At 69.1% G+C, this 13,649-nt stretch carries 10 protein-coding genes, 2 tRNA genes and 1 riboswitch; of the genes, 5 read left to right on the forward strand and 7 right to left on the reverse strand.

Annotated features, from left to right (window positions below):
* Nucleotides 1-40: 40 nt before the first annotated feature.
* Nucleotides 41-1,408: a trigger factor gene (gene tig / locus A5780_RS01175; protein WP_063018961.1), complete on the reverse strand. Its 1,368-nt coding sequence runs from the start codon at nt 1,406-1,408 to the stop codon at nt 41-43.
* 186 nt (nt 1,409-1,594) lie between these two features.
* Nucleotides 1,595-2,173, reverse strand: a complete 579-nt coding sequence (locus A5780_RS01180; protein WP_064907500.1) for an FKBP-type peptidyl-prolyl cis-trans isomerase — start codon at nt 2,171-2,173, stop codon at nt 1,595-1,597.
* 110 nt (nt 2,174-2,283) lie between these two features.
* Between A5780_RS01180 and A5780_RS01185 the strand changes: the two genes are divergently transcribed.
* Both A5780_RS01185 and A5780_RS01190 read left to right on the forward strand, forming a co-directional pair.
* Complete coding sequence (locus A5780_RS01185; protein WP_369829501.1) at nt 2,284-4,779, forward strand: phosphoketolase; 2,496 nt, start codon at nt 2,284-2,286, stop codon at nt 4,777-4,779.
* 99 nt (nt 4,780-4,878) lie between these two features.
* A complete protein-coding gene (locus A5780_RS01190) occupies nt 4,879-5,469 on the forward strand; it encodes a hypothetical protein (RefSeq protein WP_063018942.1) in 591 nt (196 codons plus the stop codon).
* 3 nt (nt 5,470-5,472) lie between these two features.
* Here the strand turns inward: A5780_RS01190 and A5780_RS01195 are convergent, their stop codons facing one another.
* Together A5780_RS01195 and A5780_RS01200 are read right to left on the reverse strand one after the other, a co-directional pair.
* Nucleotides 5,473-5,958 (reverse strand): NUDIX domain-containing protein, encoded by a 486-nt coding sequence (locus A5780_RS01195; protein WP_063018940.1) that lies wholly within the window; start codon nt 5,956-5,958, stop codon nt 5,473-5,475.
* Between the two features lie 72 nt (nt 5,959-6,030).
* Nucleotides 6,031-8,115 carry a glycosyltransferase family 39 protein gene (locus A5780_RS01200; RefSeq protein WP_082976220.1) on the reverse strand — a complete coding sequence of 695 codons (2,085 nt, stop codon included), beginning with the start codon at nt 8,113-8,115 and terminating at the stop codon, nt 6,031-6,033.
* Between the two features lie 349 nt (nt 8,116-8,464).
* On the opposite strand from A5780_RS01200, the gene A5780_RS01205 reads away from it, so the two are divergent.
* Nucleotides 8,465-10,174, forward strand: coding sequence for a DEAD/DEAH box helicase (locus tag A5780_RS01205; RefSeq protein WP_082976221.1), 1,710 nt, complete (start codon nt 8,465-8,467; stop codon nt 10,172-10,174).
* 101 nt (nt 10,175-10,275) lie between these two features.
* On the opposite strand, the gene A5780_RS01210 is transcribed toward A5780_RS01205, so the two are convergent.
* The 3 genes from A5780_RS01210 to A5780_RS01220 all read right to left on the reverse strand — a co-directional run bounded on the left by A5780_RS01210 (nt 10,276) and on the right by A5780_RS01220 (nt 10,945).
* Nucleotides 10,276-10,590, reverse strand: coding sequence for a multidrug efflux SMR transporter (locus A5780_RS01210; RefSeq protein ID WP_064907502.1), 315 nt, complete (start codon nt 10,588-10,590; stop codon nt 10,276-10,278).
* A gap of 18 nt (nt 10,591-10,608) precedes the next feature.
* Nucleotides 10,609-10,676: riboswitch (guanidine-III (ykkC-III) riboswitch) on the reverse strand.
* A gap of 42 nt (nt 10,677-10,718) precedes the next feature.
* Nucleotides 10,719-10,795: transfer RNA gene (locus A5780_RS01215), tRNA-Pro, on the reverse strand.
* A gap of 79 nt (nt 10,796-10,874) precedes the next feature.
* Nucleotides 10,875-10,945: transfer RNA gene (locus A5780_RS01220), tRNA-Gly, on the reverse strand.
* A 778-nt stretch (nt 10,946-11,723) separates the two neighbouring features.
* On the opposite strand from A5780_RS01220, the gene A5780_RS01225 reads away from it, so the two are divergent.
* Nucleotides 11,724-12,728 carry a GGDEF domain-containing protein gene (locus A5780_RS01225; protein ID WP_063017525.1) on the forward strand — a complete coding sequence of 335 codons (1,005 nt, stop codon included), beginning with the start codon at nt 11,724-11,726 and terminating at the stop codon, nt 12,726-12,728.
* 93 nt (nt 12,729-12,821) lie between these two features.
* Nucleotides 12,822-13,643: a hypothetical protein gene (locus A5780_RS01230; protein ID WP_064907512.1), complete on the forward strand. Its 822-nt coding sequence runs from the start codon at nt 12,822-12,824 to the stop codon at nt 13,641-13,643.
* Nucleotides 13,644-13,649 lie beyond the last annotated feature (6 nt).

The following is a 13,649-nucleotide window of genomic DNA, read 5'->3' on the forward strand; positions in this document are numbered from 1 at the left end:
GCCTTGCTTCGCTTACAGCTGACTCATATGTCGCCGATGGCTACTCGGCGGCGTTCTCGGCGCCCTCGGAATCGGACACCGCCTCGGCGGGCTCACCGAACATCTCGGCGGTGTCGACCGCGTTGCCCTCGGTGTCGGTGACCTTGGCCTTGATCACCACGCCGGCCAGCGCCTTACCGCGGCGCACGTCGGCGAAGATCGCGCCGAGCTGCCCGGCCTGCTGGATCTGCTGGATGAACTGTTCCGGCGCCATGCCGTAGCGCTGCGACTGGAACAGGATCCGCTCGGTCAGCTCCTGCTGGCCGACCTCGGTGTTCTCGGCTTCGGCGACCGCGTCCAGCAGCAGCTGGGTCTTCACCGACTTCTCGGCGGCCTCCTTGGAGTCCTTGTCGAACTCCTCGCGGGTGCTGCCCTGGGCCTCGAGCGCCTCGGCGAACTTCGCCTCGTCGTGGTCGAAGCCGTGCACCGCGTCGTGCAGCACGGCGTCGACCTCGGCCTGCACCGCGGCCTCGGGCAGCGGCACCTCGGTCTTGTCCAGCAGCGCCTCGAGCACCTTGTCCCGGATCTCGCCGGCCTGCTGCACCTTCTTGCTCTGCTCGACCCGCTTGCGCAGGTCTTCCTTAAGCTCGTCGATGGTGTCGAATTCGCTTGCCATCTGGGCGAATTCGTCGTCGGCCTCGGGCAGCTCGCGCTCCTTGACCGAGTTCACCTTCACGGTGATGACGGCTTCCTTACCGGCGTGCTCGCCGGCCACCAGGGTGGAGGTGAAGTCCTTGGACTCCTCCGCCTTCAGGCCGACGAGGGTGTCGTCGAGGCCCTCGATCAGCTGGCCGGAGCCGACCTCGTGCGACAGCCCGGAGGTGGTCGCCTCGGAGACCTCTTCGCCGTCCACGGTGGCCGACAGGTCGATGGAGACGAAATCACCCTCCTGCACGGCGCGCTCGACGCTCTTCAGGGTGCCGAAGCGCTGGCGCAGCGACAGCAGCTGCTGCTCGATGTCCTCGTCGCCGATGCTCAGCGGATCGACGGTGACCTCGATGCTCTCGAAGTCGGGCAGCGCGATCTCGGGACGGACGTCGACCTCGGCGGTGAAGGCCAGTTCGTCGCCGTCCTCGATCTTGGTGATCTCGATTTCCGGCTGGCCGAGCACCTTCACCTCGGAGGCGGTGACGGCCTCGCTGTAGCGCGCCGGCAGCGCGTCGTTGACGACCTGCTCCAGGATGGCGCCGCGACCGAGACGGGCCTCGAGCAGCTTGGCCGGGGCCTTGCCCGGGCGGAAGCCGGGAATGCGAACCTGCTGCGCCAGCGCCCGGTACGCCTTGTCGAAGTCCGGCTTCAGCTCCTCGAAGGGCACCTCGACATTGATGCGGACCCGGGTCGGGCTCAGCTGCTCGACGGTGCTCTTCACGGACATGCTCCTTGTTCGTTGTTCACTGGTCTGTGTGGCCGCCGGACGGAGGTGTGATCCGCCGGCGACGATGTTCGGGTGCCGTGTGACGACGGCGTCGTTTCCCCCCGAAATCGCATCCCGATCAGGGTAGTCGACACCGGCCTGCACCCGACAATCGGCTATCCCACGTCCGGCGGGCGGGACTCAGCCGACCTTCACGGCATCGGTGACGAACACCAGGGTCTCGTTGGGCTTGACGCCCTGCCCGCCCTGGCCGTAGCCGAGGTCCGGCGGGATGATCAGCAGGCGGCGGCCGCCCTGTTTGATGCCGATCAGACCCTGGTCCCAGCCCGGGATGACCTCACCGGTGCCGAGGGTGAGCGGGAAGGTCTGGCCGCGATCGAAGGAACTGTCCAGCTTCTTCTTGTCCGACCAGGTGACCAGCGAATAGTTCATCTCCACCGGCCGGCCGCTCGCCGCCGCCGGGCCGGTGCCCTCGACGAGATCCTTAATGACCAGCTGCTTCGGCGGATCGCAGTTATCGGGAATGGTGATGGTCGGCGCCTGGCCGAAGCCGCCGGTGACGCCGATGTCGTCGGCGGTGCATTCGCGGCCGTGGCTCGCCGTCGGAGCCGCGGCGGCCGAGGTCGCGGCCGGGGCGTGGGTGCCGGGCGCGGTGGTCGACGGGCTCGCCGAGTTGTTGTCGTTGCCCCCGCAGGCGGTGAGGGCGACCGCGGCCACCGCGACGGCGGCCGAGCCGATGATCCTGGCCAAAGTCTGCATGCGCGGCACCCTAATCGGTGCGCACGGCGCTCTCGCGGTGGGCCCGGTAGCCTGGCCTCGAGTCTCCATCCGATGCGGTTACCGAACACCCCAGTGTGAGGAGCACGATCGTGACCGACTTGGCGAGTTCGGAAGGACGGGTCCCGGCCACCGATCCGACCGGAGCCGATACGGCGGCCGACAATATCGGCGGCAGCGGTGGCGCCACGATCGCGCCCGAACCGTATCGGCTGGCCGAGGTTCCCGGCCCGCTGTCACCGGACGAACTCGCCGATCTGGACGCGTGGTGGCGCGCGGCGAACTATCTCGCGGTGGGCCAGATCTATCTGACGGACAATCCCCTGCTGCGCACCCCGCTGACGGCCGAGCACATCAAACCGCGGCTGCTGGGGCACTTCGGAACCGTGCCGGGACTGAATCTGGTGTGGGCACATGCCAATCGGGCGATCCGGGCCCGCGATCTGGACGCGGTCTTCGTCGCCGGACCCGGCCACGGCGGCCCCGGACCCAACGCGTGTGCCTGGCTGGAAGGCACGTATTCCGAGCTGTACAGCAATATTTCGCGCGACGCGACAGGAATGGGCGCGCTGTTCGCGCAGTTCTCCTATCCCGGCGGCGTACCCAGCCACTGCGCGCCGGAGACGCCGGGCTCCTTCCACGAGGGCGGCGAACTCGGCTACTCCCTGTTGCACGCCTACGGCGCCGCGCTCGATCACCCCGACCTGACCGTGTTCTGCGTGGTCGGCGACGGCGAGGCCGAAACCGGGCCGCTGGCGACCAGCTGGCACGCGAACAAATTCCTGAATCCGGCGCGCGACGGCGCGGTACTGCCGATTCTGGCGCTCAACGAATACAAGATCGCGAATCCGACCCTGCTGGCCCGCATTCCGGAAGCCGAACTGCTCTCGCTGCTGCACGGTTACGGCTACGACCCGATCATCGTCGCCGGGCACGACCCGGCGACCGTTCACCAGGCGATGGCCGCGGCGCTGGATCGCAGCCTGGACCGCATCGCCGAATTCCAGCGCGCCGCGCGCGAGAGCGCCGACGGCACGCGTCCCCGCTGGCCGATGATCGTGCTGCGCACGCCGAAGGGCTGGACGTGCCCGCCGGTGGTCGACGGCGACCGCGTCGAGGGCACCTTCCGCGCCCATCAGGTCCCGCTCCCGGCCGCGCGTACCGACGACGATCACCGCCGCGTGCTCGGGCAGTGGCTGCAGTCGTATCGCCCCGCGGAACTCTTCGACGAGGACGGCCGGCCGTATCCACAGTTGCTGCGCCAGGTTCCCCCGGGGCCGCGGCGGATGAGTGCCAATCCGGTGGCCAACGGCGGCGCCACGATGCAGGATCTGCGACTACCCGACTGGCGCCGCTACGGCGTCGAGGTTCCCGCGCCGGGCGCCACCTCGCACGAGGCCACCCAGGTGCTGGGCACCTGGCTGCGCGACATCACCGACGCCAATCGCGACAATTTCCTGATCTTCGCACCCGACGAATTGGCCAGTAACCGGCTTCAGGACGTGCTCACCGTGACCGGCCGCAATTGGCAGGCCGAGATCGGCGAATTCGACGTGAAATTGGACCGCCGCGGCCGCGTGATCGAGGTGCTCTCGGAACATATGTGCCAGGGCCTGCTGGAGGGATATCTGCTCACCGGACGGCACGGCGTCTTCACCTGTTACGAGGCGTTCATCCACATCGTCGACGCGATGTTCAACCAGCACGCGAAATGGCTGGACGCCAGTGGCGCGGTGCCGTGGCGCCGGCCCATTCCGAGCCTCAATTATCTGCTGACCTCTCATGTGTGGCGGCAGGATCACAACGGATTCACCCATCAGGACCCCGGTTTCCTCGATGTGGTGATGAACAAGCAGCCGTCGATCGTGCGCGTCTATCTGCCGCCGGACGCCAATACGCTGCTGTCGACCTACGACCATTGCCTGCGCTCCCGCCATTACGTGAACGTGGTGGTGGCCGGCAAACAGCCGCAGGCGGATTGGCTGTCGATCGAAGAGGCGAGGCTGCATTGTGCCCGCGGCGCCGGAATCTGGGAATGGGCCGGCCACAACGACGAGTCGGGCACGACACCCGATGTGGTGCTCGCCTGCGCCGGTGACGTACCTACTCTGGAGACGCTGGCGGCCGCCGCCATTCTGCGAGAACGGCTGCCGCAGTTGCGCATTCGCGTGGTGAACGTGGTCGATCTGATGCGGCTGCTGCCGGCGGACGAACATCCGCACGGCCTGCCCGATCGCGAATTCGACACCCTGTTCACCCGGGATCGGCCGATCATCTTCGCCTTCCACGGCTATCCCTGGCTGATCCACCGGCTCACCTATCGGCGCACCAACCACTCCGAGTTGCACGTGCGCGGATACAAGGAGAAGGGCACCACCACGACTCCGTTCGACATGGTGATGCTCAACGACCTCGACCGCTATCACCTGGTGATGGACGTGATCGACCGGGTTCCGGGGCTGGGCACCCAGGCGGCCGGCCTGCGCCAGGAAATGGCCGACGCCCGGTTGGCCGCGCGCATCTGGACGCGCGAACACGGCGCCGATATTCCGGAGGTGGCCGACTGGCGCTGGCCGTACGGCCGATAACCCTCGTCGTACCCGTCGAACAGCGCGGGCGGCCGTTCGGAGTTAGGCTCCGCATGTGCCCGCCGGGACGGGGGTGCGAACGAGGAACGGAAATACCGCATGGAACTGCGCTCTACCCCCGCGGTGGTCCCCGCCGTGCCGCCTGTCGATCCGACGCCCGCGGGCACGGCATCGTTCACCTTGCATTTCACGGGTTATCTCTATGCCGTCGGATTGCGCGACGCCTTCGCCGATCTGATCGCACGCCACGAACAGTTGCGAACGGTATATCCGATGCCCGGCTCGAGTGCCGCGCCCCGGGTTTTGTCCGCGACCACCGCGGTGTTGCCGCGACTGGTGCCGACGCCGGTGCCCGCCGCCGAATTATCGGCGGCGATCACCGAATTCGTGGAGACGGAAACGGCGGCGCCACTGTCGGTTCCGGTGCGGGCGAGAACTTTCCGGCCGCTCGGCGACGCCGAGGAGATTCCGCAACATCTGCTGGTGGTGATTCTGCGGCGGGCCGCGGTCGACCGCGTATCGCCGGCCCGGCTGGCACGCGATCTCATGACCGCCTACGCCGCCCGCCGCCGCAATCTCATCCCGGCCTGGGACACGGGGCGCCCCACGCATCGGCTGACCGTCCACGAACTCCAGGGCGTACGGCTCATCGAAGCCGGCGGCGAGCGGTTCGCGGACACCTACCGCTGAACCTCAGCCGGCGGCGAGTACCTCGGTGAGCCGGTCCAGAAACGGCCGCTGACCGGCGACGATCTTCTCGCGAGCGAGTTCCGGTTCGAGCCACTCGACCCGATCGATCTCCGGGAACCTCTGCATCCGACCGGATCTCGGCGGCCACTGCATCTCGAAGGTGCCGGGGACCACCTGCTCCGGATCCAGGTCACCGGCCACGGCCCACACGGTGACCTGCTTGCGGGAACGACCGCTGCCGTACTGCGACTCCCCCAGCGCGATCCACTCGCCCTCGGGCACGGGCAGGCCCAGTTCCTCCGTGAACTCCCGCGCCGCGGCGGTCCGGGCATCCTCGGAATCCGGCTCGTACTCCCCCTTCGGCACCGACCAGGCGCCGGCATCCTTGCGTGCCCAGTACGGACCACCCATGTGCCCGAGCAGGACCTGCAGCCGCGGAGCCTGCCGGAACAGCAGAACGCCCGCACTGTATTTCGACGCCGTGGCCATGGTCGCAGTCTGCCGTACCGGACGGGGGTCGTGGCGATACAGGGCCGCCACCGCCGCCCTGTACCGCCCGGATTACCGGGTCGGCGCCGTCAGGTCGTACACCTTGGTGCCGCCGACATCGGTGGCCGCGTAGGTACTCTCCACCCACTGGGCGATCCGGCTCGCCTCCGACGTCGCACCCGATCCCGGGCCGCGGCGCTCGGAACCGACGAAGTAGTGGATCCGTCCCTGTGCGACATCGGCACGGAATCGATCGAGGGTCGGGGACGGATCGCCGCCACCGAAGCCGCCGATCGGCATGACCGCGTAACCCGAATCGAGCTGCAACTCCGCGGCACCCATCGAGCTGATGGCCGCGGCCGCCCACGTGTACCCGGCGCCGTTGTTCTTCAGCAGATCGATCAGCTGCTGATTCGTCCGCTGCCCTATACCCGGACCGGCCGGACGGTCGGCGGCACCGCGTTCCGTGGCACCGGGTCCGGCGGCCGCCGGGTCGCCCGGTCGCGACATCCGGCCCGGTTGTGCGGGAGATCGGTTGGCGCCGGCCGAATCCGAGCCGTCGTCCGCCGGCCCGCCGCTGGGCCCCGCCGGGGCACATCCGCTCGGCCCAGCGGGACCGCACGCGCCGGCCGGCCCGCCCGGTCCGAAACCGAATCCGAAGCCACCGCTGGTCTTCGGTCCGGCGAGGACGATGCCGCCGTTGTGGGCGGAGGCGATGGTCTGGGTCGAATAGGCCACCGGTGCGGCGATCGCGACGAGCACCGCGAGAACGGCCGTCCAGGCCGCCGTCCGGCGCGGCTGCGGTATCACCAGCGCGACGGTCGCGACCGCGCCCGCGACGCCGACGATCCACCGCAACCACGGCACGAAATCCGAAGTGCGATCGAGCACGATCATCGCTGTGACCGTGGTCAGCGCGGTGGCCGCGGCCAGCACGACGCGGACGCCGAGCCGATCACGCTGCCGCCACAGCACCACCGCCCCGATCGCGGACGCGCCGGCGACACCGGGTGCCAGGGCGACGGTGTAGTACTGGTGGAAGATTCCCTTCATGAAGCTGAACACCAGGGCGGTGACCAGCGCCCAGCCGCCCCACAGCAGCAGTGCGGCGCGCCGGGTATCGGTGCGGGACGCCTTGCCGCACAGCACGACAGCCGCGACGCACAGGATCAGCGCCGCCGGAATCAACCAGGCGATCTGACCGCCGACCGTCTCGCTGAACAGTCGCGTGATCCCGGCCTCCGAACCGAACGACGGTCCGTGGCCGCGGCCGCCGGGTCCGGGCGGACCGCCGAACCCACCGCCGGAATCAACCCCGAGTCGCTGCAGCCCGTTGTAGCCGAGGGTCAGCTCGATGATCGAATTGTGTTTCGAACCACCGAAGTACGGCCGTGAATCGGCCGGCCACAACTGCGCGACCAGCACCCACCAGCCGGCGCCGACCACCACCGCGGCTCCGGCGGCCAGCAACTGCAGCAAGCGCTTACCCAGCCGGGGCGGCCCGGCGAACAGATAGGTCAGCGCCAGCGCGGGCACGACCAGCAGCACCTGCAACTGCTTGGCCAGGAATCCGAGTCCGACGAAGCCGCCGCACAGCAGCAGCCAGCGCCACCGGCCGTCCTCCAGGGCACGCGTCATCGCCCATACGGCGGCGATCATCAGCAGAACCAGCAGCGCGTCCGGGTTGTTGTAGCGGAACATCAGCGTGGCCACCGGCGTCACCGCCAGCGCGAGCCCGCCGAGCAACCCGGCGCCGGGGCCGAAGGTCCGGCGTAGCGTCGACCAGAGCAGGGCGACCGCGGCGACCGCGATCAGCACCTGCGGGATCAGCATGCTCCAGCTGTTCATCCCGAAGAGTCGGGCCGAGATCTCCATCGGCCACAGCGACGCCGGCGTCTTGTCGACGGTGATCGAATTGCCCCAGTCCGAGGAACCGAAGAAGAACGCCTTCCACGATTTCGCCCCGGACTGCACCGCGGCGGCATAGAAGGAATTGGCCCAGCCGTTCGCGCTCAGATTCCACAGATAGGCGATCGCGGTGCCGCCCAGCAGCGCGGCGAGTCCCAGATACTCCCACGGCAGGCTCCGGGTCCCGCCCCGGCCGGGCGTCGCCACCCCGTCCGCGGGGCGGCCGGGCGCGATAGCAGTTTCGGTCATGGCTGCCATGATGGTCGGCCGTGCCCCCGCTGTGCTGGGACGCCGCTGGGAGAAACCTGTGAACCCGCCCCGTGACATCCCCCGCCGCCCGGTCATCCACACCGGTTGTCGAGGAGAGAACCGTCACCCTCGCGCGATGGGGGAGAAACGGCCCCGACGGGATAGTCTTAACCGGGAGTATCGGTTATTCGTACTCCCTCCGTCGTGGATGTCTACTCTTCGCGTCGGCCACCCAGCGGTCAGCCTTCGTGCGGGCCACGAAGCTCAGCGTCGCTGCAACCGCGGCTCCGCTGCCAACCCAGCGCCGCTGCGGTTCACCTCTGCTGCTCGAAAGGCACCACGACTACTCATGACGACTCGTTCATCGACGCCTGCCGCCACCTTCGACACTCTCGGCGTCGGCGCGCCCCTGTTGCGCGCGCTGGCCGCGCAGGGTTTCAGCGCACCGTTGCCGATTCAGGCCGCTACGCTTCCGGACACGCTGGCCGGCCGCGATGTGCTCGCTCGCGGGCGTACCGGCAGCGGTAAGACCCTCGCCTTCTCGATTCCCATGGTCGACCGGCTGCACCGGCTCGGTCACCGGCGCCTCCCGGGCCGCCCCGCGGGTCTGGTGCTGGCGCCCACCCGCGAGCTCGCCACTCAGATCGCGGCGACTCTCGAACCGCTGACCGATGCGTGCGAGTTGCGGGTGGTGACGGTGTTCGGTGGCGTGCCGCAGGCCCGGCAGGTCCGCGAATTGCGTTCGGGCGCGGATATCGTCGTCGCCTGCCCGGGCCGCCTGGAGGATCTGATCAAACAGGGCCTGGTCGCCCTGGACGAGGTGCGGATCACCGTGTTGGACGAGGCCGACCACATGGCCGATCTCGGCTTCCTGCCCGGTGTCACCCGAATCCTCGCCGCGACCCCGGCCGACGGTCAGCGGATGCTGTTCTCCGCCACCCTGGACAACGGGGTGAACAAGCTGGTGCAGCGCTTTCTGCGAAACCCGTTGTCGCACACCGTCGACGAGGCCCACTCCCCGGTGCCCGCGATGACCCACCACGTCTTCGAGATCGGCGACAGCGAGGCCAAGCGCGAACTGGTCCACACCCTTGCCTCCGGAACCGGGCGGCGAATTCTGTTCATGCGCACCAAACATCACGCGCGACGGCTGGCCAAGCAGCTCACCACCGCCGGAATTCCGGCCGCCGATCTGCACGGCAATCTGTCGCAGGTCGCACGCGACCGCAATCTGGCGGCCTTCGCCGACGGCACCACACGCGTGCTGGTCGCGACCGATATCGCCGCCCGCGGCGTCCACGTCGACGACGTCGAACTCGTCGTGCACGTCGATCCGCCCGCCGAGCACAAGGCCTACCTGCACCGCTCCGGGCGCACCGCCCGCGCCGGCAGCAGCGGCGACGTGGTGACGATCATGCTGCCGGAACAGCGCAAGGACGTCGCGGTCCTGCTGCGCAAGGCCGGACTCGACGTCCGCCCGCAACAGGTGCGTCCGGATTCCGCTCAGGTCACCGCACTGGTCGGCACGGTCGCCGCGCCGGTGGCTCCCACCGCCTCGAAACCCGGACGCGCCGAACAGAATTCACGCCGTCCCGCCTCGGGCGCCGACAGCCCGTCTCGCAGGCCGAGGCGGAGCCGCGGCCCGGCGGCGCGGAGCGAACGCCGCGAATCCGCGAACCACAGCGCCGCGACGGTATCCGCGGGCCGCACGGCAGCCGGACGCCACCGATCCGGGCACGACGGCGACCGAATGACGACGGCCACCACGGATACCGCGGCCGGTGGCCGAACCACGGCAGCGCGAAACCGGCGCACCACCGCCGGCGAGCGCCCGGCCGCATCGGACACCGGACGCGCGGGCGCGCGCACGGGTCGCGGACACCGGGGCACCGCCGACGTGCCCGCCCGCACAGGTGGCAAACCCGCGCGCGAACGCACGGCGGCGGCCCCCGGCCGGACCGAGCGCGGCTCGTCCGCCCGCTCGACCGGCGGAACGAAACATGTTCAGGCGCATGCTCGTTCGGCCGGATCACCGCGGCCGGCGCGCGGCAACCGATAGGGAACTTCCACCGACCGGCGGTCCCGGCAGGCGAGCGCTCACCCATCCGGGTGAACGTCGCGGCCGGGACGCCGCCGGCGGGTTCGGTGATCCTCGACCGGCTATCCGGTCAGTTTCAATCCCACGACGCTCGCAACGATCAACAGCAGCAGAGCGATCTTCACCAGCGACGCTTGTTCGGCCCCGGTGACCATCGCGTACAGCACGGTGAGCGCGGCCCCGATGGCTACCCACACCGCGTAGGAGGTGCCCACGGGCAAGGTGCGCATCGCATAGGCGAGACCCGACATCGAGGCCACCAGCGCGGCCGCGAAGACGACCGACGGCACGATGCGGGTGAAGCCGTGTGATTTCCCCAGCGCGGTGGCCCAGACGGCCTCGAAGACTCCGGACAGCACCAATACGATCCAGGCCATAGCCGGTCATTCCCTTCGGAAATACCGTCTTGTCGGGGTCCGAGTACGGTTGCGATCGTCCGGTCGGCCGCAGAACGCGGCCTCACAATTCCAGCGCCCACGATCGGGCGAAAATTCCCGGTCGTCCGTGGTCGGGATGACAGGATTTGAACCTGCGACCCTCCGCTCCCAAAGCGGATGCGCTACCAAGCTGCGCTACATCCCGTTTCCGTCCAGCGGCTCCGCTGGCGCCTCCCGATGGACGGGATCCGGCGGCCGGGGATTGCCGACAATCCCCTCATCGGAGCGGGTGACGGGAATCGAACCCGCACCATCAGCTTGGAAGGCTGAGGTTCTACCATTGAACTACACCCGCAGGCATACGACACCAATGGGATCGCCACGATGTCGTCTGCGTGTAGGACTGTACCGAACTTCACTTCCGGAATGCCAATCGCACACCCGGTTTTCGCACGGCGCGTCCGCCGGACTGCGCACCGGCGCTCCCGACTCCCTCCGCAGCCGGCCCACAGCGACTGCACAGCAACCGCGTCGGCCTGTCGAGGTGGCGCCTTCCGAGCGGTTCACGGCACGACCGCCGTCACCGCCGAAGGCAAGGTCGCCACCGGCGGTCGGGCGCACCCATCCGCCGCCGCCTGTTCCCACACCTGGGCACAACCCGGTGCCGCAGCGACCCCCACGCGCAGGCGGAGCATCGAACGTTCACTCCACGACCGAACCTCGCCAGCTCGCTGTGATACTCGTCACCAGCGACTCGCCGCCGCCGCTCGATCCGGTGCGATGTCGAGCCCTCTGGCCTGCGATAAGAACGATTCGCGAAGACGCGCCCACCCGCGGGTGAACGTCGGCGCCAACACACCGGGCGCGACACGCTGGGGCAAGGTGTAACGCCGCAGGCCCGGCGTCGATCACACTGCCGATCGCCATTCGCGACGTATCGGAACAGGTTGTAAAACAGCGTTTTTCGGTGCCGAGTGGCTTGCTAGGATCCTTTTTGCCGGACGGGGGTATCTGGAAAGGGGGCGGTGAGCGTGCGCCGAAGGTGTACTCGACCGCGAAGCAGTGAGCGCGTTCCGGAGGGCGTGACCGGCCGGAGCGCCGGCGTCGACGACGTCTGCGCGAGGTGATCGGCGATGCCTGCCGAACTCGACACGCAGACCGCCGCCATCGTGGCGGCGACGACACGGGACTGGGTTCGTGCCGTCTATCCCGGCAGCGGGCTGACAGTCGGTCCGGAACACCTCGAGCAGGTGTTCGCGGCCATCGTCGACGAATTGTTGAATCTTGCACAGTCCGAACCGTTTCCGGTATCCGCCGCCCGCGCGATCGGGCGACGGCTGGCCGAGGCGCCCCTCGACCGCACCCGCATGCTCGCTCCTGCCACCAGAGCGCTGCTGGGCTTCGCGCCGGGTGATTCCGGCTCCCTGGTGGCGACCCGGTGGCCGTTCGTGGCCAGCCATGCCATCGACAGCTATGCCGAGGCCCTGCAGCAGCGCGCCCTGGCCCAGCAGGAGCGGAATCTGACGGCGGCGGTTTCGGTGCGAGTGCAGGAGATCGCCGCGCTGCAGGACCGGCTGCGGCACGAGGCGACGCACGACGCGCTCACCGACCTCGCCAACCGCTCCCTGCTGCAGGAGCGGGTGCGGCTGATGGCCACCGACCACACCCGCGGTGTCGGCTTGCTGCTGATCGATCTGGACGATTTCAAGCAGATCAACGACGGCTACGGCCATTCCGTCGGCGACGAGGTGCTGGTCGAGATCTCGCGGCGGCTGCGGGCGGCCTGCCCGGACGAAACGGTCGTATGCCGCTACGGCGGCGACGAATTCGTCATCGCCCTGCCCGCCCGCCGCAATACGCTCGCCGAGGTGGCGATGCGCGTGCTGACCGCCCTGCACGATCCGGTGCCGACCGATGCCGGGCCGGTGCCGGTGTCGGCGAGCGTCGGCACGGCGTTCTCCCCGCCCGGACGTCCGTGCGACTTCTCCGATCTGCTGCGCAGCGCGGACCGGGCGATGTACTCGGCCAAGACGGCCGGCAAGCGGCAGTTCGCACTGTCCGAACTGAGCGATTCCGACGGCGAGCCGGGCGGTTACGGCGCCGCCCGACTCGACTACGACGCGGCCGTCGCAGGCTGAGAGCAAGCCTCGGGCAAACCGTCGACGCGTACCCTGGTCGATGTGTGGCTCCTGCTGATTCTTCTGGTCGTCGTGCTGATCGCGTTCGTCGCGATGGCGGTCGCGGGGCGTTCGAACCAACGCACCCGGGAGAACAACCAACTCGCCGACGCGAAGGCCGACGCCCGCCGGTTGACCGAACGCCTCGGCGGCCAGGTCTACAACCTCACGGGGACCGATCAGGCCTCCAAGCAGGCGCTCGCGGATGCGGGTGAACGGCTCAACGCCGCCGGCTCGCAGATCGATCAGGCCACCACCGTCACCCAGGCGCGGCTGGCCAAGGAAACCGCGATCGAGGGCCTGTACTACGTGCGCGCGGCGCGGACCGCGATGAATCTCGACCCCGGCCCACCGGTCCCCGAACTGGACGGGCAGCGGTCCGCCGGACGCGTCACCGAGGACCGCACCGTCGACTTCGACGGCCGCCGCATCGAGGCATCGCCCACACCCTCCCCGCAAACTCCGAACTACTACCCGGGCGGCCGGGTCGCCGGTCGTCCGGTGCCGGCCGGCTGGTACTCCGAGCCGTGGTGGAAGACCGCACTGGTGGCCGGTGCCTGGGGCGTGGGCTCGGTGCTGCTGTTCGACGCGCTGTTCGGCGGCATGCACGGCGTCGGTTACGGCGCGGCCGGCTTCGAAAACGGTTACGGCGCAGGGTATGACGCCGGATTCGACGCGGGGCAGGACGCCGGTCAGGATCCCGGGCAAGGCTTCGACGGCGGTGACCAGGGCGGATACGACACCGCCGGATACGACGGCGGCGGCTACGACCAGGGCGGCGGGTACGACGGCGACGGCTTCGATGGGGGCGGCTTCTTCGACGGCGGGGGTGGCTTCGACGGGGGCGACTTCGGCGGATTCGACGGAGGTTTTTAGCTTTCC

Origin of the sequence: Nocardia sp. 852002-20019_SCH5090214 (genome assembly GCF_001665865.1) — a bacterium.
GTDB classification, from domain to species: domain Bacteria; phylum Actinomycetota; class Actinomycetes; order Mycobacteriales; family Mycobacteriaceae; genus Nocardia; species Nocardia nova.

Bases quoted from the DNA above. Each gene is read 5' to 3' on its own strand.
- A5780_RS01180 (WP_064907500.1), bottom strand. From the start codon at position 2,173: ATGCAGACTTTGGCCAGGATCATCGGCTCGGCCGCCGTCGCGGTGGCC.
- A5780_RS01190 (WP_063018942.1), top strand. From the start codon at position 4,879: ATGGAACTGCGCTCTACCCCCGCGGTGGTCCCCGCCGTGCCGCCTGTC.
- A5780_RS01195 (WP_063018940.1), bottom strand. From the start codon at position 5,958: ATGGCCACGGCGTCGAAATACAGTGCGGGCGTTCTGCTGTTCCGGCAG.
- A5780_RS01200 (WP_082976220.1), bottom strand. From the start codon at position 8,115: ATGACCGAAACTGCTATCGCGCCCGGCCGCCCCGCGGACGGGGTGGCG.
- A5780_RS01205 (WP_082976221.1), top strand. From the start codon at position 8,465: ATGACGACTCGTTCATCGACGCCTGCCGCCACCTTCGACACTCTCGGC.
- A5780_RS01210 (WP_064907502.1), bottom strand. From the start codon at position 10,590: ATGGCCTGGATCGTATTGGTGCTGTCCGGAGTCTTCGAGGCCGTCTGG.
- A5780_RS01225 (WP_063017525.1), top strand. From the start codon at position 11,724: ATGCCTGCCGAACTCGACACGCAGACCGCCGCCATCGTGGCGGCGACG.
- A5780_RS01230 (WP_064907512.1), top strand. From the start codon at position 12,822: ATGGCGGTCGCGGGGCGTTCGAACCAACGCACCCGGGAGAACAACCAA.